Genomic DNA, 23,094 nt, shown 5'->3' with positions numbered 1-23,094 from the left:
TACTTACTTGTTAGGTAACGCGAGCATCTCATCTCGCTGAGTATCGACCAGTATGTCCTTATTTCAGCACCCCAACCGCTGGATACCTTCTGCCTTTTCATTGACACCCTCTCGACACGCCTACTTAACATGCATGCATAACCGCTGCCCTCCTCAGAGACAGGTCGATGGGTTGAACAGGCACCACTGGTGGCGTGACGCAGTGATCTATCAGGTGTACGTCCGCAGCTTTCTCGACAGCACCGGCGACGGCATCGGCGACCTCGCCGGCGTCCGGGCCGGACTGCCGTACCTCAAGAAGCTCGGCGTCGACGGGATCTGGCTGAGCCCCTTCTATCCCTCGCCGCAGCACGACCACGGCTACGACGTGGCCGACTACTGCGACGTCGACCCGCTCTTCGGCGACCTCGGCGAGTTCGACCAGCTGGTCGGGGCCGCCCGGCGGCTCGGCATCAAGGTGCTCCTCGACATCGTCCCGAACCACTGCTCCAGCGAGCACCCCTGGTTCCGCGAGGCGCTCGCCGCCCCCGCCGGCAGCCCCGCCCGGGCCCGCTTCCACTTCGCCGACGGCCGCGGCCCGGACGGCTCCGAGCCGCCCAACAACTGGCACGCCATGTTCGGCGGCCCGGCGTGGAGCCGGGTGACCGAGGCGGACGGCCGGCCCGGCCAGTGGTACCTGCACATGTTCACGCCCGAGCAGCCCGACTGGAACTGGCGCGACCCCGAGGTCGCCGCCGAGTTCGACCGGGTGCTGCGGTTCTGGCTGGACCGGGGCGTCGACGGCTTCCGCATCGACGTCGCCGCCGGCCTCTACAAGCACCCCGAACTGCCCGACTCCGACGACCCGGAGGCCGACGCCCGCACCCGCGACTCGGTCAACCCGCTCGCCTGGAACCAGCCCGAGGTGCACGACGTGTGGCGCCGCTGGCGCTCCATATGCGAGGAGTACACCGAGCGCGACGGCTGCGAACGCCTCCTCGTCGGCGAGGTCTCCGTGCCGACCGCCCGCGAACACGCCCAGTACGTCCGCTCCGACGAACTGCACCAGGCCTTCTTCTTCGACCTGCTCAGCGCCTCCTGGGACGCCGACGCCTTCCAGAAGGTCATCGCTGAGGCCATGCAGGACATCGCCGGCACCGGCTCGACCGTCACCTGGGTCCTCAACAACCACGACCAGGTCCGCACCGTCACCCGCTACGGCGAACCCGCGACCGAAGGCAGCGGCCTCGGCGCCGCCCGCGCCCGCGCCGCCGCACTCCTCATGCTGGCCCTGCCCGGCGCCGCCTACATCTACCAGGGCGAGGAGCTCGGCCTGCCGGAGGTCGTCGACCTGCCCGACGACGTGCTCACCGACCCGATCTTCCACCGCACCGGCAGCCGCGCCCGCATCCGCGACGGCTGCCGCGTGCCCCTGCCCTGGTCGGGCCAGGCCTCACCGTTCGGCTTCACACCCGGCGTGGAGAGCGCCAAGCCGTGGCTGCCGCAGCCGGAGTACTTCGCCGAGTACGCCACCGACCGCGCCCTGGCCGACACCCGCTCCTTCTGGCACCTGTACCGCGACGGCCTCCAACTGCGCGCCGCCCTGCCCCAGCTGGGTGAGGGGACGCTGCGCTGGCTGGACGCCCCGCCCGGCGTGCTGGCCTTCGAACGCGGCGACGACCTGGTCTGCGCCGTCAACTTCGGCACGGCCCCCACCCCCGCGCCGGTCTCCGGCACCCCCCTGCTCGCCAGCGGCTCCTGCCCGCCCGGAGTCCTCTCCGGCTCCACGGCCGCCTGGTGGATCCGTTCCTGAACGCCCCGCAAGCGAACGCCCCGCAAGTCAACTCCCCGAAGGGACATCAACGATGATGCGACGACGTACCACCCTGCTCACCGGCTGCACCGCTCTCGTCCTGGCGCTCGGCGCGACCGCCTGCGGCGGCGGCCCCGTCTCGGCCGGCGGCGGCGACAAGGCGCTCGACGGCCAGTCGATCACCGTCGCCGGCGTCTGGTCCGGCACCGAACAGAAGAACTTCCAGAAGGTGCTCGACGCCTTCACCGAGAAGACCGGCGCCAAGACGCAGTTCGTCTCCACCGGCGACAACGTCTCCACCGTCGTCGGCAGCAAGATCGAAGGCGGCAACGCCCCCGACGTCGTGATGGTCCCGCAGGTCGGCGTGCTCAAGCAGTTCGCGCAGAAGGGCTGGCTCAAGCCGCTGTCGCAGAAGACCGAGCAGGCCGTCGACGCGGGCTACGCCCCCGTGTGGAAGAAGTACGGCAGCGTCGACGGCACCCTCTACGGCCTCTACTTCAAGGCCGCCCACAAGTCCACCGTCTGGTACAGCCCCGACGCCCTCGAACAGGCCGGCGTGAAGCCCCCGAAGAGCTACGACGAGATGCTCAAGGCCGGGCAGACCGTGTCCGACTCCGGGCTCGCCGCGTTCTCCGTCGCCGGACAGGACGGCTGGACCCTCACCGACTGGTTCGAGAACGTCTACCTCTCCCAGGCCGGACCCGAGAAGTACGACGCCCTCGCCGCGCACAAGCTGAAGTGGACCGACGCGTCCGTCGTCGACGCCCTCACCACCCTCGGCAAGCTCTTCAAGGACAAGCAGCTCATCGCCGGCGGCCAGAAGGGCGCCCTGAACACCGACTTCCCCGGCTCGGTGGAGAAGGTGTTCGGCCCCGAGCCCGAGGCCGGCATGGTCTACGAGGGCGACTTCGTCGCCGGTGTCGCCAAGGACCAGTTCGGCAAGAAGGTCGGCGAGGACGCGAACTTCTTCCCGTTCCCCGCGGTCGGCGGCGGCGAGGCACCCGTCGTCAGCGGCGGCGACGCGGCCGTCGTCCTCAAGGACGGCAAGAACCAGAAGGCCGCCCAGGCTCTCCTGGAGTACCTCGCCACCCCTGAGGCCTCCGCGGTGTGGGCCGAGGCCGGCGGCTTCCTCTCCCCGAACAAGAAGCTCGACCTCGCCTCCTACGGCGACGACGTCACCCGTGCCACCGCCAAGTCCCTCGTTCAGGCCGGGGACTCGGTCCGCTTCGACATGTCCGACCAGGCCCCGGCCGCGTTCGGCGGCACCAAGGGCACCGGCGAGTGGAAGCTGCTCCAGGACTTCCTGCGCGACCCGTCCGACCCGAAGGGCACCGCGGCGAAGCTGGAGGCCGCGGCGGCCAAGGCGTACCAGGACTGATACGCCATGACAGCGACTCTCGTGCAAGAGACGAGTTCCCCACCACCCGGCCCGGTCGCCGACCGCACCCGGCGGCTGCGCCGGCGCGGGAAGATCATCGCCCTGCTCTTCGTGCTGCCCGCGCTGCTGCTGCTCGGCGCACTCGTCGTCTACCCCGTGCTGTTCAGCATCGGCCGCAGCTTCTTCGACGCCTCCGGGACGAGTTTCGTCGGCGGCGACAACTACGCCGAGATGTTCCGTGACCCGGCGACCCTCAAGGCCGTCCGCAACACGGCCATCTGGGTCGTCATCGCCCCGGCCCTGCTCACCGGCCTCGGGCTGATCCTCGCCGTGCTGGTGGAGAAGGTCCGCTGGGCCACCGCCTTCAAGCTGCTCCTCTTCATGCCGATGGCGGTCTCCTTCCTCGCCGCCGGCATCATCTTCCGGCTCGCCTACGACGAGGACCCCGACAAGGGCGTGCTCAACGCCGCCGTGGTCTCCGTCCACGATGCCTTCCAGGGGCAGTCCTCCTATCCGACGGCCCGGGCGCGTGACGCCCAGGGCCTGACCAAGGACAAGGACGGCTCGTACCGCACGAGCACGAGCGTGTCGCCCGGGGACGCGGTGGCGCTGGGCCTGGTCGGCGTGCAGCCCGACGACCTGCCGGGCGGGGCCGAACCGGCGTACGCGGCGGCCGGGCGGAAGGCCGCCTCCGACGAACTGCGCGGCGTGGTCTACCTGGACTTCACCCCCGGCGGGGGAGGGGAGCAGGGCAAGGTGGACCGGCGGGAGAGCGGACTGCCGGAGATGACGGTCGAGGCGGTCCGCGACGGCGAGCAGATCGCCTCGACGACCACGGCCGCCGACGGCTCCTTCCGCTTCGGGAAACTCGAACCCGGCTCCTACGAGGTGCGCCTGCCGTCGTCCAACTTCGCCCAGGCCTACGACGGCGTCTCCTGGCTCGGGCCGGCGCTGGTCACCCCGGCGATCATCGGCGCGTACCTGTGGATCTGGACCGGTTTCGCCATGGTGCTGATCGGGGCCGGTCTGTCGACGCTGCCCCGGGACGCCCTGGAGGCGGCGCGGATGGACGGCGCGAACGAGTGGCAGATCTTCCGGCGCATCACGGTGCCGCTGCTGGCACCGGTGCTCTCGGTCGTGTTCATCACCCTCGTCATCAACGTGATGAAGGTCTTCGACCTCGTCTACATCATCGCGCCCGGCCCCGTGCAGGAGGACGCGACCGTGCTCGCGACGCAGATGTGGCTGGTGTCGTTCGGCGGCGGCAACAACCAGGGGCTCGGCAGCGCGCTCGGTGTGCTGCTCCTGCTGCTGGTCGTCCCGGCCATGGTGTTCAACGTCCGCCGTTTCCGAAGGAGTCAGCGATGAACGCGGTCCGGCGCGGGCTGGGCAACGGGGCCGTCCAGGCCTTCCTCGTCCTGATCGGCCTGGTGTGGATGACGCCGCTGGCGGGGCTGTTCCTGTCGTCGCTGCGGTCCGCCGAGGACACGGCCAAGGGCGGCTGGTGGACGGTGTTCTCCAGCCCCGGGCAGCTGTCCTTCGACAACTACTCGGAGCTGCTGGGGAACGCCGGGATCACGCAGGCGTTCTGGAACACGGTGCTGATATCGGTGCCGACGACGGTGCTGGTCGTGGTGATCGCGGCCCTCGCGGGGTACGCCTTCGCGTGGCTGGACTTCCCCGGGCGGGAGACGATCTTCCTGGTCGTCGTGGCGCTGCTGGTGGTGCCCGTGCAGATCGGTCTGCTGCCGGTCGCCAAACTCTTCGGGCAGCTCGGCCTGTTCGGCACGATTCCCGGCGTCGTCCTCTTCCACGTGGCCTACGGCCTGCCGTTCGCGGTGTTCCTGCTCCGCAACTACTTCGCCGAGATGCCGAAGGAGATGCTGGAGGCGGCCCGCATGGACGGGGGCAGCGAGTGGCGTATCTTCACGCGGCTGGTCCTGCCCGTGGGGCGGCCGGCGATCGCCTCCCTGGCCATCTTCCAGTTCCTGTGGGTGTGGAACGACATGCTGGTGGCACTGCTGTTCGCGGACAGCACGTCGCAGCCGCTGACGGTTGAACTCCAGTCGCAGATACGCCAGTTCGGCAGCAACATCGACGTCCTGGCACCCGGGGCGTTCGTGTCCCTGGTCGTCCCCGTCGTCGTGTTCTTCGCGTTCCAGAGGCACTTCGTGCAGGGCGTGATGGCCGGCTCGGTCAAGTAGACCCCCCCCGGGGGGGGATTCCACCGGCCGTCCACCGCAGAGGCCCGCGCGCGTTCCACGTGAGCGCGCAGGCTGCGCGGCGGGCGGCCGGTGAGACGTTCGACCGTGTCGGTGACCCGGTCCTCGGCTCCTTTGGCGACGGCGCACTCCAGGGCCGCGAGCACAGCGCGAACTCCGGTGGGGAGGGACTGCGCCAGCCGCCCACTGCGACTGGTGGCACGGGACGCTCCGGGACGTCCTGGCGCGACTTTCCGGCTTCACCGACGCGGACTTCACCGCCCACGCGCTGCCGGCCGCGGTCCGTGCGGACCTCGTCGACCACCTGACCGACCGGCAGCGGATGACGCGCGAGCGACGGCGAGCCGACCTGGTCGCCTTCACCGCCCGGGTGCTGGGCGGAGACCGAGTCCGGGAAAACCGGAGCGGCCGGAACCCCCGCGCTCAGGGGTTCCGGCCGCTCCGGTGTGCGAACCGGTCGGCGCTCGTGCCGGTCAGGCCGACGCAGGCGGGTACAGGGAACGCGGCAGTTGCGAAGCCGCCGCCCCGTCCAGCAGCCACAGCGTCCGGCTGCGGCCGTACGCCCCGGCCGCCGGTGCCTGGACCTCGCCCGCGCCCGAGAGGGCGATCGCCGCTGCCCGGGCCTTGTCCTCGCCCGCCGCCAGCAGCCACACCTCACGAGCCGCACGGATCGCGGGCAGGGTCAGCGTCACCCGGGTCGGTGGCGGCTTCGGAGCGCCGTGGACGCCCACGACCGTACGCTCCGTCTCCCGCACCGCCGGCAACTCCGGGAACAGCGACGCCACATGCGTGTCCGGCCCGACGCCCAGCATCAGCACGTCGAACGCGGGCACGGGGCCGTGGTTCTCAGGCCCCGCCGCCTTCGCCAGTTCCTCCGCGTACGCGGCCGCCGCCGCGTCCACGTCGGTGCCGTGCGGCCCGTCCGAGGCGGGCATCGCGTGCACCCGCTCCGGGGTGAGCGGCACCGAGTCGAGGAGGGCCTCCCTCGCCTGGGTGACGTTGCGCTCCGGGTCGCCCTCGGGCAGGAACCGCTCGTCACCCCACCAGAGGTCGAGCCGGCCCCAGTCGATCGCGTCCCGGGCGGGTGCCGCGGCCAGCGCCGCCAGCAGGCCGTTGCCGTTGCGGCCGCCCGTCAGGACCACCGACGCCGAGCCCCGCGAGGCCTGCGCGTCCACGATCCTGGTGATCAGCCGGGCCGCCGCGGCCTGCGCCATCAGCTCCTTGTCGCGGTGGACGACCAGCTGCGGTGCCGTGCTCACTTCGTCGTCGCCTTCCGTACGGGCTCCAGCTTCGGCGGTTCCCGCTTCACCGGTGCCTGCGCCGTCGCTTCCGCAGCGGGTGCTTTCGCAGCCGCTTCAACGGGAGCGGGGAGGGCGAGTCCTGCTCGCCCCTCACTTTTGGGCACCGACGGCACCGACGACGCAGAAGCGGTCGACGCGGACTTCAGCCGGTCCACCCCGTACCGAAGCGCCGACGCGTACGTGTCGTCCGGGTCGAGACGCCGCAGCTCCTCCGCCATCAGCTCGGCGGTCTCCCTGCGCTTGAGCGCCACGGCCCGGTCCGGCTGGCCGTCGATGGACAGCGTCGCCAGCGAGCCGTCGGCCCGGTCCAGCTTAATCGGGCCGCAGTTGGTGTCCATCCGCACGGCCGTCAGACCCGGGCCGCTGGACAGCGAACGCTTCACGGGGACGTCCAGCCGGTCCGCGAGCCACATCGCCAGCAGCTCACAGCTCGGGTTGAACTCCTCGCCCTCCACCTCGACGGCCCGCACCTCGCAGGTCACCTGGTCGAGGGCCGCCGCCAGCATGGAGCGCCAGGGCGTGATGCGGGTCCACGACAGGTCCGTGTCGCCGGGGGTGTAGGTCCCCGACCGGGTGGCCAGGTCCCGGACCGGCTGCTCGGAGGCGTACGTGTCGGTGACACGGCGCTGCGCGAGGGCACCCAGGGGGTCCTTCGCCGGGTCGAGCGGCGCGTTCACCGGCCACCACACCACCACCGGGGCGTCCGGCAGCAGCAGCGGCAGCACCACCGACTGGGCGTGGTCCGCGACCTCGCCGTACAGCCGGAGCACCACCGTCTCGCCGGTGCCCGCGTCCGCGCCGACCCGGACCTCCGCGTCCAGGCGGGACTGCGTACGGTCACGGGGTGAGCGGGAGACGCGCTTGATGACGACGAGCGTGCGCGAGGGATGCTCGTGCGCGGCGTCGCTCGCCGCCTTCAGCGCGTCGTAGGCGTTCTCCTCGTCCGTCACGATGACCAGCGTGAGCACCATGCCGACCGCCGGAGTGCCGATCGCCCGGCGGCCCTGCACCAGCGCCTTGTTGACCTTGCTGGCCGTGGTGTCCGTGAGGTCTGTCTTCATGGCCGGCGCCAGCTCCGTCCGTGTCGCTCGAGCATTTCGTCCGCCTCGACGGGCCCCCAGGTACCGGCCGGGTACTGGGCGGGCTTGCCGTTCTTGTCCCAGTACTCCTCGATCGGGTCGAGGATCTTCCAGGACAGCTCGACCTCCTCGGTGCGCGGGAAGAGGTTCGAGTCACCGAGCAGAACGTCCAGGATCAGACGCTCGTACGCCTCCGGGCTGGACTCGGTGAAGGACTCGCCGTAGGCGAAGTCCATCGACACGTCCCGGATCTCCATCGACGTGCCCGGCACCTTCGAGCCGAAGCGGACGGTGACGCCCTCGTCCGGCTGGACGCGGATGACGATCGCGTTGGAGCCGAGCTCCTCGGTGGCGGTCGAGTCGAAGGGGGAGTGCGGGGCCCGCTGGAAGACGACCGCGATCTCCGTCACCCGGCGGCCCAGCCGCTTGCCGGTGCGCAGGTAGAAGGGGACGCCCGCCCAGCGGCGGTTGTCGATCTCCAGCTTGATCGCGGCGTACGTGTCGGTCTTCGAGGAGGCGTCGATACCGTCCTCGTCGAGATAGCCGATCACCTTCGCGCCGCCCTGCCAGCCGGCCGCGTACTGGGCGCGCACGGTGTCGCGGCCCAGGTCCTGCGGCAGCCGTACGGCGCCGAGCACCTTCGTCTTCTCCGCGGCCAGCGCGTCCGCGTCGAAGGAGGCGGGCTCCTCCATCGCGGTCAGCGCCATCAGCTGGAGCAGGTGGTTCTGGATGACGTCACGGGCGGCACCGATGCCGTCGTAGTACCCGGCCCGGCCGCCGATGCCGATGTCCTCGGCCATGGTGATCTGCACATGGTCCACGAAGGACCGGTTCCAGATCGGCTCGAACATCGTGTTCGCGAAGCGCAGCGCCAGGATGTTCTGGACGGTCTCCTTGCCCAGGTAGTGGTCGATACGGAAGACCTGGTCCGGGGCGAAGACCTCGTGGACGACCTTGTTGAGCTCCTCGGCCGACTCCAGATTGTGGCCGAACGGCTTCTCGATGACCGCGCGCCGCCAGGAACCGCTCGACTGGTCGGCCAGCTGGTGCTTCTTCAGCTGCTGGATGACCACGGGGAAGGCCGACGGCGGGACCGACAGGTAGAAGGCGAAGTTGCCGCCCGTGCCCTGCGCCTTGTCCAGCTCGTCGATCGTGGAGCGCAGCCGCTCGAACGCGTCGTCGTCGTCGAACGTGCCCTGCACGAAGCGCATGCCCTGAATGAGCTGCTGCCAGACCTCCTCGCGGAAGGGTGTGCGGGCGTGCTCCTTCACCGCGTCGTGGACCTCCTGGGCGAAGTCCTCGTGCGCCCACTCACGACGGGCGAAGCCCACCAGGGAGAAGCCCGGCGGCAGCAGACCCCGGTTGGCGAGGTCGTACACGGCGGGCATGAGCTTCTTGCGGGACAGGTCGCCCGTGACGCCGAAGATGACCAGGCCCGACGGCCCCGCGATACGCGGGAGCCGTCGGTCCGCGGGGTCACGCAGCGGGTTGCTGCTCGACACCTGTTCAGCCCTCCGAAGGCGCGAGGCGCTGAAGCTCGGCCTCGGTCGACTTCAGCAGGTCGTTCCAGGACGCCTCGAACTTCTCGACGCCCTCTTCCTCCAGCAGCTGGACCACGTCGTCGTACTTGATCCCGAGCTTCTCGACCGCGTCGAGGTCGGCGCGGGCCTGCTCGTACGTGCCGGCGACGGCGTTGCCGCGGATCTCGCCCTGCTCCTCGGTGGCGAACAGGGTCGCCTCGGGCATGGTGTTCACCGTGTTGGGCGCGACCAGCTCGTCGACGTACAGGGTGGGCTTGTACGCCTTGTCCTTGACGCCGGTGGATGCCCACAGCGGACGCTGCTTGTTGGCGCCGGCCTTCTCCAGGGCGCTCCAGCGGTCGGAGGAGAAGACCTCCTCGTACGCCTGGTAGGCCAGCCGGGCGTTGGCCACGCCGGCCTTGCCGCGCGCCGCCTTGGCCTCGTCGGTGCCCAGGGCGTCGATCCGCTTGTCGATCTCGGTGTCCACGCGGGACACGAAGAACGAGGCCACGGAGTGGATCTGCGACAGGTCCAGGCCACGCTCCTTGGCCTTCTCCAGACCGGTCAGGAACGCGTCCATCACCAGGCGGTAGCGCTCCAGCGAGAAGATCAGCGTGACGTTGACGCTGATGCCCAGGCCGATGGTCTCGGCGATGGCCGGGATGCCCGCCTCGGTCGCCGGGATCTTGATGAGGGTGTTGGGCCGGTCCACCAGCCAGGCGAGCTGCTTGGCCTCGGCGACCGTGGCCCGCGTGTTGTGCGCCAGGCGCGGGTCGACCTCGATCGAGACCCGGCCGTCCTGGCCGCCGGTGGCGTCGAACACCGGGCGCAGGATGTCGGCGGCGTCACGGACGTCCGCCGTCGTGATCATGCGGATGGCCTCTTCGACGGTGACCTTGCGGGCGGCGAGGTCGGTCAGCTGCGTGTCGTAGCCGTCGCCCTGCGAGATCGCCTTCTGGAAGATCGAGGGGTTGGTGGTGACGCCCACGACGTGCTGCTGGTCGATCAGCTCGGCGAGGTTGCCGGACGTGATCCGCTTGCGCGACAGGTCGTCCAGCCAGATCGCCACGCCTTCCTCGGAGAGGCGCTTGAGTGCGTCTGTCATGGAAATTCCATCTCCTACGTGTCGTATATGAGCGTCAGCGCTGAGCTGCGGCGATCGATTCCCGCGCGGCGGCGGCCACGTTCTCGGGAGTGAAACCGAACTCGCGGAAGAGCACCTTGCCGTCGGCCGAAGCACCGAAGTGCTCCAGGGAAACGATGCGGCCGGCGTCCCCCACGTACTTGTGCCAGGTGAGCCCGATCCCGGCCTCCACCGCGACACGGGCCCGTACGGACGGCGGCAGGACGCTGTCCCGGTACCCCTGGTCCTGCTGCTCGAACCACTCCACCGACGGCATGGACACGACGCGCGTGGGCACGCCGGCGCCCTGGAGCTGCTCGCGCGCCTCGACGGCGACGTGCACCTCGGAGCCGGTGGCGATCAGGATGACCTCGGGCTCGCCGCCCTCGGCCTCGAACAGGACGTAACCGCCCTTCGCGGCGTCCTCGTTGGGCGCGTACGTCGGCACACCCTGACGCGTCAGCGCCAGACCGTGCGGCTGCCCCTTGCCGAACTCCTTCGTCCAGCGCGCGAGGATCTCGCGCCAGGCGATCGCGGTCTCGTTGGCGTCCGCCGGGCGCACCAGGTTCAGGCCCGGGATCGCGCGCAGCGACGCGAGGTGCTCGACCGGCTGGTGCGTCGGGCCGTCCTCACCGAGGCCGATGGAGTCGTGCGTCCACACGTACGTCACCGGCAGGTGCATCAGCGCCGACAGCCGCACCGCGTTGCGCATGTAGTCGGAGAACACCAGGAAGGTTCCGCCGTAGATCCGGGTGTTGCCGTGCAGCGCGATGCCGTTCATCTCGGCGGCCATCGCGTGCTCGCGGATGCCGAAGTGGATCGTGCGGCCGTAGGGGTCCGCCTCCGGCAGCGGGTTGTCCGCCGGGAGGAAGGAGCTGGTCTTGTCGATCGTGGTGTTGTTGGAACCGGCCAGGTCGGCCGAGCCGCCCCACAGCTCGGGGATGACCCCGCCGAGGGCCTGCAGCACCTTGCCGGACGCGGCGCGCGTGGCGACACCCTTGCCGACCTCGAAGACCGGGATCTTCTCCTCCCAGCCCTGGGGCAGCTCACCCTTGGCGATCCGGTCGTACTCCGCGGCGCGCTCGGGGTTGTTGTCCCGCCACTGCTGGTACGCCTTCTCCCACACCGCGCGGGCCGCCTGGCCCCGCTCCAGCGCCTTGCGGGTGTGCGTGATGACCTCGTCGGAGACCTCGAAGGTCTGCTCCGGGTCGAAGCCGAGCACGCGCTTGGTCGCGGCCACCTCGTCGTCACCCAGCGCCGAGCCGTGTGCCGCCTCGGTGTTCTGCGCGTTCGGGGCGGGCCAGGCGATGATCGAGCGCATCGCGATGAACGACGGCCGGTCGGTGACCGCCTTGGCCGCCTCGATCGCGTCGTAGAGCGCGTTCGGGTCCAGGTCGCCGTCCGGCTTCGGCGCCACCCGCTGCACGTGCCAGCCGTACGCCTCGTACCGCTTCACGGTGTCCTCGGAGACGGCCGTCTCCGTGTCGCCCTCGATCGAGATGTGGTTGTCGTCCCACAGCAGGATGAGGTTGCCGAGCTTCTGGTGGCCCGCCATCGAGGACGCCTCGGCGGAGATGCCCTCCTGGAGGCAGCCGTCACCGGCGATGCAGTAGACGAAGTGGTCGAACGGAGACTCGCCCTCGGCGGCCTCCGGGTCGAACAGGCCGCGCTCGTAGCGGGCGGCCATCGCCATGCCCACCGCGTTGGCGACGCCCTGGCCGAGCGGCCCGGTCGTCGTCTCCACACCGGTCGTGTGCCCGTACTCGGGGTGACCGGGGGTCTTGGAGCCCCAGGTGCGGAAGGACTTCAGGTCGTCCAGCTCCAGGCCGAAGCCGGCCAGGTACAGCTGGGTGTAGAGGGTCAGGGACGAGTGGCCGGCGGACAGCACGAAGCGGTCCCGTCCGACCCAGTCGGCGTCGGCCGGGTCGTGGCGCATCACCTTCTGGAAGAGGGTGTAGGCGGCAGGCGCCAGGCTCATCGCCGTACCCGGATGGCCGTTACCGACCTTCTGTACGGCATCGGCGGCCAGGACACGCGCGGTGTCGACGGACCGCTGGTCCAACTCGGTCCACTCGAGGTCTGTGGTGGTCGGCTTGGTGCTCACCCTGGGTCAGGGCTCCTCTCCACATGTCGGATGCCGGTGTATCGGGGCGCCCACCGGCCGCAGTCGAGCCTACCCCCGTGGGACGTGCGTTTTTTCGAGTCACTCCAGAGTGACGGGGCTGATCCCGATCCGCCTCCTGACTGGGCCGTACCGCATTCGACAGGTGAATACGGAGCCGCTCATCCGGGTGCTCAATCGAGCTTCCGGGCGCCCTTTCGAAGGCGTCCGGCACGACGAGGGTCCGGGTGCTCAATCGAGCTTCCGGGCGCCCTTCCGGAGGCGCTCGACAACACGAGCCGACCCCCGCGAATGTCCGAGTCTGGGCAACGTCTAAAGTGGCGTGGTACGCGCGAGCCTTTACCGGGACTTCACAGCGGTGAGGCTTGCTGGGATGTCTCTGTAGGGGTGTGCGTGACGGCCGTTGAATCCCGTCCAGCGGGGATGACCGGGGCGGACCAGAGCCCGGCCCACCGGCCGCTCGGGGCCCGTGTCATGGCATTCGTGGCTCTCACCAAGCCGCGGATCATCGAGCTGCTGCTGATCACGACGGTGCCGGTGATGTTCCTGGCGCAGCAGGGCGTGCCCGACCTGACACTGGTGCTGCTGACGTGCCTCGGCGGCTACATGTCCGCGGGCGGCGCCAACGCGCTCAACATGTACATCGACCGCGACATCGACGCGCTGATGGACCGCACCTCGCAGCGGCCGCTGGTCACCGGCATGGTCAGCCCGCGCGAGTGCCTGGCCTTCGGCATCACGCTGGCCGTCGCCTCGACGCTGCTGTTCGGCCTCACCGTCAACTGGCTGAGCGCGTGGCTCGCCCTCGGCGCGCTCCTGTTCTACGTCGTCGTCTACACGATGATCCTCAAGCGCCGCACCTCGCAGAACATCGTGTGGGGCGGCATCGCCGGCTGTCTGCCGGTGCTGATCGGCTGGTCCTCGGTCACGAACTCCATGTCCTGGGCGCCCGTCATCCTCTTCATGGTGATGTTCTTCTGGACGCCGCCGCACTACTGGCCGCTGTCCATGAAGGTCAAGGAGGACTACGCGCGCGTGGGTGTGCCCATGCTCCCGGTGGTCGCCTCCAACAAGGTGGTCGCCAAGCAGATCGTGATCTACAGCTGGGTCATGGTCGGCGTCTCGCTCCTGCTCACCCCCCTCGGCTACACCGGCTGGTTCTACACCTCGGTGGCCCTGCTGGCGGGCGGTTTCTGGCTCTGGGAGGCGCACGGCCTGCAGAACCGCGCGAAGGCGGAGGTGACGGGCGCGAAGCTGAAGGAGATGCGCCTGTTCCACTGGTCGATCACCTATGTGTCGCTGCTCTTCGTCGCGGTCGCGGTCGACCCCTTCCTGCGCTGACACACGGACACCGGCGCACGAACACCGACACACGGACGTACGTCACAGAACCCTGCCCTCGCCAGTCGATCTACTGGTGAGTAGCATCCTGGTCATGGCAGACACGCAGCAGGTTGACCCGAAGGCCGAGCGCAAGGTGGCCCGGCTGGCCAAGCAGATCTCCTCCTTCTCCAAGGCCCACGGCGGCGCCGAGGGCCAGGTCGCCTACCTCGGCGAGCGCGGCGCCCGCATCGTCCTGGTCGGCGAGGACGGCAACTGGGGCGACCTGGTCGCCCCCTCCTACGAGATCGCCGAGCAGGCGGTGGACAAGTCGGGCATCACCCGCCACGAGTCCTTCGACGGCGACTTCGCGGCGAAGGTCAAGACGGGCCGCTACGAGTGGAGCCGCATGGCCGGTATCCAGGTGGGCGGCCCCAAGAACGACTGACCTTCCAGGGGCGCGGGGAACTGCGCGAGCGGCCACAGACGGCCCGCACCCGCCGCACGACATCGGGCCCCGCCCCGAGACCGCGACCTCACACCCGGTTCACCCGTTAGGACCCTTGAGAGCAAACAGGGTCCACACCGGGAGGCCCGGATGATCGAAACGCCGTCACTGGTGGACCAGTACTGCCACGGAGTGCTCCGCACGGAGCTGGGCCTCGGCACCTTCGAGGCCCACCTCGGCCACACCGAGGGCCCACCCGCCCCCGGCACCACCCTCTTCGACACCCAGACCGGCTTCGCCGTGCGGCGTTGGTGCCCGCCCCTGCTCGGCCTCGAACCTCACTGCGCACCCGCCCGCTACCTGGCCCGACGCCGGGAACTGGGCGTGCAGGAGTCGGGCCGCCGCCTCCTGCGCGGCAGCGGCATCACCACGTACCTGGTCGACACCGGCCTGCCCGGAGACCTGACGCAGCCCGGCGAACTGGCCGGCGCGGGTGCCGCGCAGGCCCGCGAGATCGTGCGCCTGGAACTCCTCGCCGAGCAGGTCGCAGACACCTCCGGAAGCGTCGAGTCCTTCCTCGCGAACCTCGCCGAGTCGGTGCACGCGGCCGCCGCCCATGCCGTCGCCTTCACCTCGGTCGCCGGCGTACGGCACGGCCTCGCGCTGGCTCCGGAGCCGCCCGGGCCGGGGGAGGTGCGCGGCGCGGCCGGCCGCTGGCTCGCCGGGCGCGGCGTCGGCGGTGAGCTGAGCGACCCGGTGCTGTTACGGCATCTGCTGTGGAGCGCGGTCGCCTCGGGGCTGCCGCTCCAGCTGCACGCGGGGCTGGGCGCACCGGGGCCGCGTATCGACCGTACGGACCCGGTGCTGCTGACGGACTTCGTACGGGCCACCGCCGGTCTCGGCACGGACCTGGTCCTGCTGCACGGCTACCCGGACCACCGGCAGGCCGCCCATCTCGCCGGTGTCTTCCCGCACGTCCACGTGGACTGCGGTGCCGCCCTGGTCCGCACGGGTGCCGGGGCCGCGACCGTCCTCGCGGAGATCCTGGAACTGGCCCCCTTCGGCAAGATCCTCTTCTCCACCGGCGCGCGAGGGCTGCCCGAACTGCACGTGGTGGGCGCCCGCCTGTTCCGCGAGGCCCTGGGCCGGGTGCTGGGCACCTGGGTCGCCGAGGGCTCCTGGTCACTGGCCGACGCGCAGCGGGTGGCGGGCATGCTGGCGTCGGGGAACGCGCATCGGGTGTACGGACTCGACCAGGGCCTGTCGTGCGCCGATGTGCGTGCCATGCCCCGCGACGTCGGCATGATCCAAGCGACAGGCCCTGGCTAGGCCTTGGTCAGGGTCGACTCGGCGCTGGGGCCGGGCAGGCCGGCCACGGCCTCCGGCCGTTCCCGCAGCGACAGCACCACGCGCAGCACCCAGATCCACATCACGGCCGATCCCAGCATGTGCGCACCGACCAGGATCTCGGGCAGGTCCGTGAAGTACTGGACGTACCCGATGACGCCCTGCGCGAGCAGGATCAGGAACAGCTCCCGGGTGCGGTGCAGCGGGTTCCTCGGCGCGTCGACCGCCTTCAGGACGAACCAGAGGGCGAAGGTCAGCGTCACCACGATCCAGGCCAGCACGGCGTGCAGCTTGCTGACCGTCTCCCAGTCGACCGGCATCCGTTCGACCTCGCTGGAGTCGCCCGCGTGCGGGCCCGCGCCGGTGACGACCGTGCCGACCAGGATGAGCAGGACGGCCGCCGCGACCAGGAACCACACCAGCTGCTGCACGGCCTTGCCGACCAGCGGGCGCGGCGCGGCGTCGCCCTCCCGCGCGCGCTGCCACATCACCGTGGCCACCGCGATGAGCGCGGACGTCGCCACGAAGTGGGCCGCCACCGTGTACGGGTTGAGACCGACCAGCACCACGATGCCGCCGAGGATCGCGTTGCTCATCACGATCCAGAACTGCGCCCAGCCAAGCCGCACGAGACCCCGCCGGTACGGCTTCTGCGAGCGCGCGGCGATGATCGCCCAGCCGACGGCGGCACACAGCACGTACGTCAGCATGCGGTTGCCGAACTCGATCGCGCCGTGGAAGCCCATCGCGCTCGTGGCGGTGAGCGAGTCGTCGGTGCACTTGGGCCAGGTCGGGCAGCCCAGGCCCGAGCCGGTCAGCCGTACGGCGCCGCCGGTGACGACGATGATCACCGACATCAGCAGTGCGGAAAGGGCCGCGCGCCGGACCGTCCGGGGTTCCGGGGTCCAGCGCTCGGCGATGAAGGCGAGCGGGTTGCGCAGGGCGGCCTTGGCGTCGGCGCGGGTCACGTGTGGCACGCGAACCATCGTAGGCCGCCGCTTGTGCATGCGTTCACGAGGGTCCGTCACATGGCGCCGTCCCTACTCCCAGCGGAAGAACTTCCCGGCCGCCGCCAGGCCCAGGACCGCCCACACGGCCAGGATCCCCAGGTCGCCCCAGGGCATCCCGGCCCCGTGCTGGAGCACGTCCCGCAGACCGTCGGACAACGCCGAGATCGGCAGCAGGCCCAGCACGTCCTGCGCGCCGGAGGGGAACCTGTCGAGCGGCACGACGACCCCGCCGCCCACCAGGAGCAGCAGGAACACCAGGTTGGCCGCAGCCAGCGTCGCCTCGGCCTTCAGCGTCCCGGCCATCAGCAGGCCCAGGCCCGAGAAGGCCGCCGTGCCGAAAACCAGGAGCAGCAGGACGGCGACCGGGTTGCCCTGCGGGGACCAGCCGAGGGCGAAGGCGATCACCGTGAGCAGGATCACCTGGAGCACCTCGGTGACCAGGACCGACACCGTCTTCGCCGTCATCAGGCCCCAGCGGGGCAGGGGAGAGGAGGCGAGCCGCTTCAGCACGCCGTAGCGGCGCTCGAAGCCGGTGGCGATGGCCTGGCCGGTGAACGCGGTCGACAGCACCGCGAGCGCGAGGATGCCGGGCGCCAGGAAGTCGACCGCCTTCCCGGCGCCGGTGTCGACGATGTCCACGGTGCTGAACAGCACCAGCAGCAAGGTCGGGATGACGACGGTCAGCAGCAGCTGCTCGCCGTTGCGCAGCAGCATCTTCGTCTCGAGTGCGGCCTGCGCCGCGATCATGCGGGGGAGGGGCGCCGCGCCGGGCTTCGGCGTGTACGTCCCGGTGCCGGTGGCGGTCACGAGCGCAGCTCCTTGCCGGTGAGCTCCAAGAAGACGTCCTCCAGGGTGTGCCGCTCGACGGAGATCTTCTCCGGCATCACGCCGTGCTGGGCACACCAGGAGGTGACCGTCGCGAGCAGCTGGGGGTCGACCTTGCCGGCGACCCGGTAGGAGCCGGGCGTCAGCTCGGCGGCCGAGCAGTCGGCGGGCAGGGCCTTCAGCAGCGAGCCCACGTCGAGGCCCGGCCGGCCCGTGAAGCGGAGTGTGTTCTCGGCGCCGCCGCGGCACAGCTCCTCGGGGGAGCCCTGGGCGATGACCCGGCCGGAGTCGATGATCGCCACGTCGTCCGCGAGCTGCTCGGCCTCGTCCATGTAATGGGTGGTGAGCACCACCGAGACACCGTCGGCGCGCAGGTCCCGCACGAGGTCCCAGGTGGCGTGGCGGGCCTGCGGGTCGAGTCCGGCGGTCGGCTCGTCGAGGAAGACCAGTTCCGGCCGCCCGACCACGGCCATGGCCAGCGCCAGCCGCTGCTGCTGCCCGCCGGACAGCCGCCGGTACGTCGTACGGCCGCAGGAGCCGAGGCCCAGGCGCTCGATCAGCGCGTCCACGTCCAGGGGGTGCGCGTGCAGTTTCGCCACGTGGCGCAGCATCTCGTCGGCCCGGGAGCCCGAGTAGACGCCGCCGGACTGGAGCATCACGCCGATGCGGGGCCGCAGCTCCCCGGACTGTCTCACCGGGTCGAGGCCCAGAACGCGCACCGTGCCGGAGTCCGGCTTCCGGTACCCCTCGCAGGTCTCGACCGTGGTCGTCTTGCCCGCCCCGTTGGGGCCGAGCACGGCGGTCACGCCCGTCCGGGCCACCAGGTCGAGCCCGTCCACCGCGGTCTTCGTGCCGTACCGCTTCACCAGGGCCTGGACCTGGATCACGGGCTCACTTCGCATGGGTCCAGAGTCTAGGTAGGCCGGCCGGGGCTCAGACCGGCGGGTGGAGGAATTCCTCATCACGGGGCCGGTGGACCGCCAGCCACCGCTCGGCGTAGGCCACCGCGTCCGCCACCGGGAACAGCCGCACCTCGGCGGCACCGGCCTTTCCGCGGACGACGGGGCGGTCCCGTTCGAAGTCGTAGCCCAGCTCGTCGAAACGGTCCGAGCTGATGGACACCTCGGTCACGGTCTCCCAACCCTCCGGCCCCGGCCGGCCGACGGCGACGCGCGGGGACGGAATCCGGTACTCGGCGAGGTGGAAGCTCGTGCAGGAGGCGTAGCCGGCGCCGAGCAGCAGTACCCGGGCACCCATCGCCTCCAGTCTCGCCAGCGGGCTGCGCTCACCGAGCCTGCAGTCGGGCGCGTGCCCGTCGAGGACCTCCGCCGCGCGGGGACCGAGCGCCGCGAAGGAGGTCTGCGGATGCGCGCTGCGCAGCGCGCCGGGCCAGGTGCGCACGGTCTCCGGGACGGCGCCGACCCCGCGGCTGGGCGTGATCCGCGGGTCGTAGGCGGGCATGGTGGCGCGGATGGCCGCCCACCACTCCCGGGGCACGGGCGGGTTGCTCCACAGGGCGGGGTCGGACAGGTCGCCGGTCTGGGTGGGGACCACGAGCGTGCCCTCGGGACCGAGCGCGTCGAGCAGTCCCTGCACGACCGCGACGGCGCCGCCGTTGACCCAGCCGAGGGCGCTGAGGGAGGAGTGCACGAGGAGGGTCTCGCCCGGGCGCACGCCCAGCTCTTCGAGCTGTGCCCGAAGCGTCTCGCGGGTGACAAGAGGGCCGGTCGGAGGGGGTGTGGGCATGGTTGTGGAGTGTCCCCGATACGACTGCCGCCTGCCACCCGTTTGATCGATCAGAGATCATTTCCGCAGGTCAGCTTAGGTTTACCTAAGTGACGTAGGGCACCGTCGGGTGCCGCAGGCGCGCTTGCCCGCTCCGGAAGAATTACGCAACAATGGCGTTGTGAAAAACGTCGGCGAGGCACCCCACGAGGAGCTGGCGACCGGTGAGCGGTCCACCCGCAACCGTGTCGCCAGGTCCATCCTGGACCACGGCCCCTCGACCGTCGCCGAGCTCGCCGAGCGGCTGGGCCTCACCCAGGCGGCCGTGCGCCGGCACCTCGACGCCCTCACGGGCGACGGTGTCGTGGAAGCGCGCGAGCAGCGCGTGTACGGCGCGCGGACCCGCGGCCGGCCGGCCAAGGTGTTCGCCCTGACCGACTGCGGCCGGGACGCCTTCGACCAGTCGTACGACACGCTCGCCGCGGACGCCCTGCGCTGGATCGCCGACCGCGAGGGCGGCAACGAGGCGATCGCCGCGTTCGCCCGCGCCAGGATCGCCGCGCAGGCCGGTGCCTACCGCCGGGCGGTCGAGGGCGCCACGCCCGAGAAGCGGACCGAAGCGCTGGCCAAGGCCCTGAGTGCCGACGGGTACGCTGCTACGGCGCGCAGCGCGCCCCACCCGCAGCAGGGTGAGCAGCTCTGCCAGCACCACTGCCCGGTCGCGCACGTCGCCGAGCAGTTCCCGCAACTGTGCGAGGCGGAGACGGAATTTTTCGCCGAGCTGCTCGGTACACACGTACAGCGGCTCGCCACCATCGCGCACGGCGACGGCGTCTGCACGACGTTCATCCCCAAGATTTCCCACAACGCATCTGCAAGCACGGCCGGGAGGAACCCCGCATGACTCTCCCCACGGAGACTGCCCACCCCGAGCTGGAGGGCCTGGGCAAGTACGAGTACGGCTGGGCCGACTCCGACACGGCCGGCGCCTCTGCCAAGCGCGGCATCAACGAGGACGTCGTCCGGGACATCTCCGACAAGAAGAGCGAGCCGGAGTGGATGACCAAGCTCCGCCTCAAGGGCCTGCGCCTGTTCGAGAAGAAGCCCATGCCGAACTGGGGCTCGGACCTCTCCGGCATCGACTTCGACAACATCAAGTACTTCGTGCGCTCCACGGAGAAGCAGGCGGAGTCCTGGGAGGACCTGCCCGAGGACATCAAGAACACGTACGACAAGCTCGGCATCCCCGAGGCGGAGAAGCAGCGCCTCGTCGCCGGTGTCGCCGCGCAGTACGAGTCCGAGGTCGTCTACCACCAGATCCGCGAGGATCTGGAGGAGCAGGGCGTCATCTTCCTCGACACCGACACCGCGCTGAAGGAGCACCCGGAGCTCTTCAAGGAGTACTTCGGGACCGTCATCCCCGCCGGTGACAACAAGTTCGCGGCCCTGAACACCGCCGTGTGGTCGGGCGGCTCCTTCATCTACGTGCCGAAGGGCGTGCACGTGGAGATCCCGCTCCAGGCCTACTTCCGCATCAACACGGAGAACATGGGCCAGTTCGAGCGGACCCTGATCATCGTCGACGAGGGTGCCTACGTGCACTACGTCGAGGGCTGCACCGCCCCGATCTACAAGTCGGACTCGCTGCACTCCGCGGTCGTCGAGATCATCGTCAAGAAGAACGCCCGCTGCCGCTACACGACCATCCAGAACTGGTCGAACAACGTCTACAACCTGGTCACCAAGCGCGCCGTCGCCTACGAGGGCGCGACCATGGAGTGGATCGACGGCAACATCGGCTCCAAGGTGACGATGAAGTACCCGGCCGTCTACCTGATGGGCGAGCACGCCAAGGGCGAGACCCTGTCCATCGCCTTCGCGGGCGAGGGCCAGCACCAGGACGCCGGCGCGAAGATGGTCCACATGGCGCCGAACACGTCGTCCAACATCGTCTCGAAGTCCGTCGCGCGCGGCGGTGGCCGCACCTCCTACCGCGGTCTGATCGAGATCGGCGAGGGCGCCCCGGGCTCCAAGTCCAACGTGCTGTGCGACGCGCTCCTGGTCGACACCATCTCCCGCTCGGACACCTACCCCTACGTGGACGTCCGCGAGGACGACGTGTCCATGGGCCACGAGGCGACCGTCTCCAAGGTCTCCGAGGACCAGCTCTTCTACCTGATGAGCCGCGGCCTGAGCGAGGACGAGGCCATGGCGATGATCGTGCGCGGCTTCGTCGAGCCCATCGCCAAGGAGCTCCCCATGGAGTACGCGCTGGAGCTCAACCGGCTGATCGAGCTGCAGATGGAAGGTGCGGTCGGTTAATCCCACCGCAGTCCATCAAGCCCCTTACGGAACGGAAAGCGAGCACTACGACAGCCATGGCTGAGGCCCAGAACATCCCCGTGGGATCCACCACCGCGGGCTCGATCGCGGTCGCCGCGGAGTCGACCGTCGCCACGCGCATGAGCGCGCCCCCCTCCTTCGACGTCGCGGACTTCCCCGTCCCGCACGGCCGTGAGGAGGAGTGGCGGTTCACCCCGCTGGAGCGCCTGCGCGGTCTGCACGACGGCACCGCCGTCGCGAACGGCAACGGCGTGAAGGTCGACGTCCAGGCCCCCGAGGGCGTCACCGTCGAGGCCGTCGGCCGCGACGACGCGCGACTCGGCAAGGCCGGCACCCCGGTGGACCGCGTCGCCGCCCAGGCCTACTCGGCGTTCGAGAAGGCCTCGGTCGTGACCGTCCCCAAGGAGACCGTCCTCACCGAGCCCATCCGCATCTCGGTGCACGGCGAGGGCGGCACCCGCTTCGGTCACCAGGTGATCGAGCTGGGCGCCTTCGCCGAGGCCGTCGTGGTCATCGACCACACCGGTGACGCGGTGCTCGCCGCCAACGTCGACTACGTCCTGGGCGACGGAGCCAAGCTCACCGTCGTCTCCGTCCAGGACTGGGACGAGAAGGCCGTCCACGTCGCCCAGCACAACGCACTCGTCGGCCGCGACGCCTCCTTCAAGTCGGTCGTCGTCACCTTCGGCGGCGACGTGGTCCGGCTTCACCCGCGCGTGCAGTACGCCGGCCCCGGCGGCGAGGCCGAACTGTTCGGCCTGTACTTCACCGACCAGGGCCAGCACCAGGAGCACCGCCTCCTGGTCGACCACAACGCCCCGCACTGCAAGTCCAACGTCGTCTACAAGGGCGCGCTCCAGGGCGACGACGCGCACGCCGTGTGGATCGGTGACGTGCTCATCGAGGCCAAGGCCGAGGGCACCGACACCTACGAGATGAACCGCAACCTCGTCCTCACCGACGGTGCCCGGGTCGACTCCGTGCCGAACCTGGAGATCGAGACCGGCGAGATCGTCGGCGCCGGCCACGCCTCGGCGACCGGCCGCTTCGACGACGAGCAGCTCTTCTACCTCATGGCCCGCGGCATCCCGGAGCACGAGGCCCGGCGCCTCGTGGTCCGCGGCTTCTTCGCCGAGCTGGTCCAGCAGATCGGCCTCCCCGACATCGAGGAGCGTCTGATCGCCAGGATCGAGGAGGAGCTGGAGGCGGCGGTCGCATGACCTTCGTACGCGCCTGTGGACTGGGCGAGCTGGAGGCGGACACCCCGAAACGGGTGGAACTCGACGGCACGCCCCTGTCCATCGTGCAGACCGAGGGCGAGGTGTTCGCGATCCACGACATCTGCTCGCACGCGAACGTCTCCCTCGCGGAAGGCGAGGTCGACGACTGCCACATCGAGTGCTGGCTGCACGGCTCGCGCTTCGACCTCCGCTCCGGCAAGCCCGACGCCCTCCCGGCGACGCGTCCCGTCCCCGTATACCCCGTAAAGATCGAAGGGGACGACGTGCTCGTCTCCCTCACCCAGGAGTCCTGAGGCAC

Annotated in this window: 20 protein-coding genes; 11 read left to right on the top strand and 9 right to left on the bottom strand. The window is 70.3% G+C overall.

Annotated features, from left to right (window positions below; all coding sequences use genetic code 11):
• Positions 1-133 precede the first annotated feature (133 nt).
• From ACIQU3_RS23865 to ACIQU3_RS23850, 4 genes are read left to right on the top strand one after another with little or no spacing between them, the layout of a single operon-like run.
• Positions 134-1,792, top strand: a complete 1,659-nt coding sequence (locus tag ACIQU3_RS23865) for a glycoside hydrolase family 13 protein (protein ID WP_403730011.1) — start codon at positions 134-136, stop codon at positions 1,790-1,792.
• Positions 1,793-1,844: 52 nt separating this feature from the next.
• Positions 1,845-3,170 carry an ABC transporter substrate-binding protein gene (locus ACIQU3_RS23860; RefSeq protein ID WP_403730017.1) on the top strand — a complete coding sequence of 442 codons (1,326 nt, stop codon included), beginning with the start codon at positions 1,845-1,847 and terminating at the stop codon, positions 3,168-3,170.
• 6 nt (positions 3,171-3,176) lie between these two features.
• Positions 3,177-4,538, top strand: a complete 1,362-nt coding sequence (locus tag ACIQU3_RS23855) for an ABC transporter permease subunit (RefSeq protein WP_403730023.1) — start codon at positions 3,177-3,179, stop codon at positions 4,536-4,538.
• The gene (locus tag ACIQU3_RS23850; protein ID WP_366709468.1) at positions 4,535-5,374 is read left to right on the top strand and encodes a carbohydrate ABC transporter permease; all 840 of its coding nucleotides are present in this window, start codon (positions 4,535-4,537) and stop codon (positions 5,372-5,374) included. Before ACIQU3_RS23855 ends, ACIQU3_RS23850 begins: the two co-directional genes overlap by 4 nt.
• A gap of 491 nt (positions 5,375-5,865) precedes the next feature.
• Here the strand turns inward: ACIQU3_RS23850 and pgl are convergent, their stop codons facing one another.
• Genes pgl through tkt form a run of 5 tightly spaced genes read right to left on the bottom strand, consistent with a single transcriptional unit; the run spans position 5,866 to position 12,519 of the window.
• Positions 5,866-6,651 (bottom strand): 6-phosphogluconolactonase, encoded by a 786-nt coding sequence (gene pgl / locus ACIQU3_RS23845; protein ID WP_403730030.1) that lies wholly within the window; start codon positions 6,649-6,651, stop codon positions 5,866-5,868.
• Positions 6,648-7,754, bottom strand: coding sequence for a glucose-6-phosphate dehydrogenase assembly protein OpcA (gene opcA, locus ACIQU3_RS23840; RefSeq protein WP_403730033.1), 1,107 nt, complete (start codon positions 7,752-7,754; stop codon positions 6,648-6,650). The genes pgl and opcA overlap by 4 nt, the downstream gene beginning before the upstream one ends.
• On the bottom strand, positions 7,751-9,274 hold the full coding sequence (gene zwf / locus ACIQU3_RS23835) for a glucose-6-phosphate dehydrogenase (protein ID WP_403730037.1): 1,524 nt from the start codon (positions 9,272-9,274) through the stop codon (positions 7,751-7,753). The genes opcA and zwf overlap by 4 nt, the downstream gene beginning before the upstream one ends.
• A 4-nt stretch (positions 9,275-9,278) precedes the next feature.
• The gene (gene tal, locus ACIQU3_RS23830) at positions 9,279-10,397 is read right to left on the bottom strand and encodes a transaldolase (protein ID WP_403730043.1); all 1,119 of its coding nucleotides are present in this window, start codon (positions 10,395-10,397) and stop codon (positions 9,279-9,281) included.
• A 34-nt stretch (positions 10,398-10,431) separates the two neighbouring features.
• A complete protein-coding gene (gene tkt / locus ACIQU3_RS23825; RefSeq protein WP_403730046.1) occupies positions 10,432-12,519 on the bottom strand; it encodes a transketolase in 2,088 nt (695 codons plus the stop codon).
• 441 nt (positions 12,520-12,960) lie between these two features.
• Between tkt and ACIQU3_RS23820 the strand changes: the two genes are divergently transcribed.
• The 3 genes from ACIQU3_RS23820 to ACIQU3_RS23810 all read left to right on the top strand — a co-directional run bounded on the left by ACIQU3_RS23820 (position 12,961) and on the right by ACIQU3_RS23810 (position 15,634).
• Positions 12,961-13,878, top strand: a complete 918-nt coding sequence (locus ACIQU3_RS23820) for a heme o synthase (RefSeq protein WP_202510631.1) — start codon at positions 12,961-12,963, stop codon at positions 13,876-13,878.
• A gap of 94 nt (positions 13,879-13,972) precedes the next feature.
• Positions 13,973-14,305 (top strand): hypothetical protein, encoded by a 333-nt coding sequence (locus ACIQU3_RS23815; RefSeq protein WP_403730050.1) that lies wholly within the window; start codon positions 13,973-13,975, stop codon positions 14,303-14,305.
• A gap of 150 nt (positions 14,306-14,455) precedes the next feature.
• Positions 14,456-15,634, top strand: coding sequence for an amidohydrolase family protein (locus ACIQU3_RS23810; protein ID WP_403927628.1), 1,179 nt, complete (start codon positions 14,456-14,458; stop codon positions 15,632-15,634).
• Here ACIQU3_RS23810 and ACIQU3_RS23805 read toward each other — a convergent pair.
• From ACIQU3_RS23805 to ACIQU3_RS23790, 4 genes are read right to left on the bottom strand one after another with little or no spacing between them, the layout of a single operon-like run.
• Positions 15,631-16,638 carry a heme A synthase gene (locus ACIQU3_RS23805; RefSeq protein ID WP_403730056.1) on the bottom strand — a complete coding sequence of 336 codons (1,008 nt, stop codon included), beginning with the start codon at positions 16,636-16,638 and terminating at the stop codon, positions 15,631-15,633. The two genes, ACIQU3_RS23810 and ACIQU3_RS23805, sit on opposite strands and share 4 nt — an antisense overlap.
• 54 nt (positions 16,639-16,692) lie before the next feature.
• A complete protein-coding gene (locus tag ACIQU3_RS23800) occupies positions 16,693-17,409 on the bottom strand; it encodes an ABC transporter permease (protein ID WP_403730497.1) in 717 nt (238 codons plus the stop codon).
• Positions 17,410-17,465: 56 nt separating this feature from the next.
• Positions 17,466-18,389: an ABC transporter ATP-binding protein gene (locus ACIQU3_RS23795; RefSeq protein ID WP_403730059.1), complete on the bottom strand. Its 924-nt coding sequence runs from the start codon at positions 18,387-18,389 to the stop codon at positions 17,466-17,468.
• Between the two features lie 31 nt (positions 18,390-18,420).
• A complete protein-coding gene (locus ACIQU3_RS23790; RefSeq protein WP_403730062.1) occupies positions 18,421-19,233 on the bottom strand; it encodes an aminoglycoside N(3)-acetyltransferase in 813 nt (270 codons plus the stop codon).
• A gap of 160 nt (positions 19,234-19,393) precedes the next feature.
• Here ACIQU3_RS23790 and ACIQU3_RS23785 point away from each other — a divergent pair, with 160 nt between their 5' ends.
• Genes ACIQU3_RS23785 through ACIQU3_RS23770 form a run of 4 tightly spaced genes read left to right on the top strand, consistent with a single transcriptional unit; the run spans position 19,394 to position 23,089 of the window.
• Positions 19,394-20,116 (top strand): ArsR family transcriptional regulator, encoded by a 723-nt coding sequence (locus tag ACIQU3_RS23785; protein WP_366709457.1) that lies wholly within the window; start codon positions 19,394-19,396, stop codon positions 20,114-20,116.
• Positions 20,113-21,534 (top strand): Fe-S cluster assembly protein SufB, encoded by a 1,422-nt coding sequence (sufB, locus tag ACIQU3_RS23780; RefSeq protein WP_234850421.1) that lies wholly within the window; start codon positions 20,113-20,115, stop codon positions 21,532-21,534. The genes ACIQU3_RS23785 and sufB overlap by 4 nt, the downstream gene beginning before the upstream one ends.
• A gap of 56 nt (positions 21,535-21,590) precedes the next feature.
• Entirely contained in the window at positions 21,591-22,775 is a 1,185-nt protein-coding gene (gene sufD / locus ACIQU3_RS23775) for a Fe-S cluster assembly protein SufD (protein ID WP_403730069.1), read from the top strand.
• Complete coding sequence (locus ACIQU3_RS23770; RefSeq protein ID WP_403730072.1) at positions 22,772-23,089, top strand: non-heme iron oxygenase ferredoxin subunit; 318 nt, start codon at positions 22,772-22,774, stop codon at positions 23,087-23,089. The genes sufD and ACIQU3_RS23770 overlap by 4 nt, the downstream gene beginning before the upstream one ends.
• Positions 23,090-23,094: the final 5 nt, after the last annotated feature.

The sequence above is a fragment of the Streptomyces sp. NPDC101110 genome, from assembly GCF_044759525.1.
Classification (GTDB): Bacteria; Actinomycetota; Actinomycetes; order Streptomycetales; family Streptomycetaceae; genus Streptomyces.
This window is presented reverse-complemented; position numbering and strand designations above follow the sequence as displayed.

What these genes read in the sequence shown, in the direction of transcription:
- ACIQU3_RS23805 (WP_403730056.1), bottom strand. Translation starts at nt 16,638, where the DNA reads ATGGTTCGCGTGCCACACGTGACCCGCGCCGACGCCAAGGCCGCCCTG.
- ACIQU3_RS23770 (WP_403730072.1), top strand. Translation starts at nt 22,772, where the DNA reads ATGACCTTCGTACGCGCCTGTGGACTGGGCGAGCTGGAGGCGGACACC.
- sufB (WP_234850421.1), top strand. Translation starts at nt 20,113, where the DNA reads ATGACTCTCCCCACGGAGACTGCCCACCCCGAGCTGGAGGGCCTGGGC.
- ACIQU3_RS23865 (WP_403730011.1), top strand. Translation starts at nt 134, where the DNA reads ATGCATAACCGCTGCCCTCCTCAGAGACAGGTCGATGGGTTGAACAGG.
- tal (WP_403730043.1), bottom strand. Translation starts at nt 10,397, where the DNA reads ATGACAGACGCACTCAAGCGCCTCTCCGAGGAAGGCGTGGCGATCTGG.
- ACIQU3_RS23820 (WP_202510631.1), top strand. Translation starts at nt 12,961, where the DNA reads ATGACCGGGGCGGACCAGAGCCCGGCCCACCGGCCGCTCGGGGCCCGT.
- ACIQU3_RS23800 (WP_403730497.1), bottom strand. Translation starts at nt 17,409, where the DNA reads ATGATCGCGGCGCAGGCCGCACTCGAGACGAAGATGCTGCTGCGCAAC.
- ACIQU3_RS23855 (WP_403730023.1), top strand. Translation starts at nt 3,177, where the DNA reads ATGACAGCGACTCTCGTGCAAGAGACGAGTTCCCCACCACCCGGCCCG.
- ACIQU3_RS23795 (WP_403730059.1), bottom strand. Translation starts at nt 18,389, where the DNA reads ATGCGAAGTGAGCCCGTGATCCAGGTCCAGGCCCTGGTGAAGCGGTAC.
- ACIQU3_RS23850 (WP_366709468.1), top strand. Translation starts at nt 4,535, where the DNA reads ATGAACGCGGTCCGGCGCGGGCTGGGCAACGGGGCCGTCCAGGCCTTC.
- ACIQU3_RS23815 (WP_403730050.1), top strand. Translation starts at nt 13,973, where the DNA reads ATGGCAGACACGCAGCAGGTTGACCCGAAGGCCGAGCGCAAGGTGGCC.
- sufD (WP_403730069.1), top strand. Translation starts at nt 21,591, where the DNA reads ATGGCTGAGGCCCAGAACATCCCCGTGGGATCCACCACCGCGGGCTCG.
- ACIQU3_RS23810 (WP_403927628.1), top strand. Translation starts at nt 14,456, where the DNA reads ATGATCGAAACGCCGTCACTGGTGGACCAGTACTGCCACGGAGTGCTC.
- opcA (WP_403730033.1), bottom strand. Translation starts at nt 7,754, where the DNA reads ATGAAGACAGACCTCACGGACACCACGGCCAGCAAGGTCAACAAGGCG.
- ACIQU3_RS23860 (WP_403730017.1), top strand. Translation starts at nt 1,845, where the DNA reads ATGATGCGACGACGTACCACCCTGCTCACCGGCTGCACCGCTCTCGTC.
- ACIQU3_RS23790 (WP_403730062.1), bottom strand. Translation starts at nt 19,233, where the DNA reads ATGCCCACACCCCCTCCGACCGGCCCTCTTGTCACCCGCGAGACGCTT.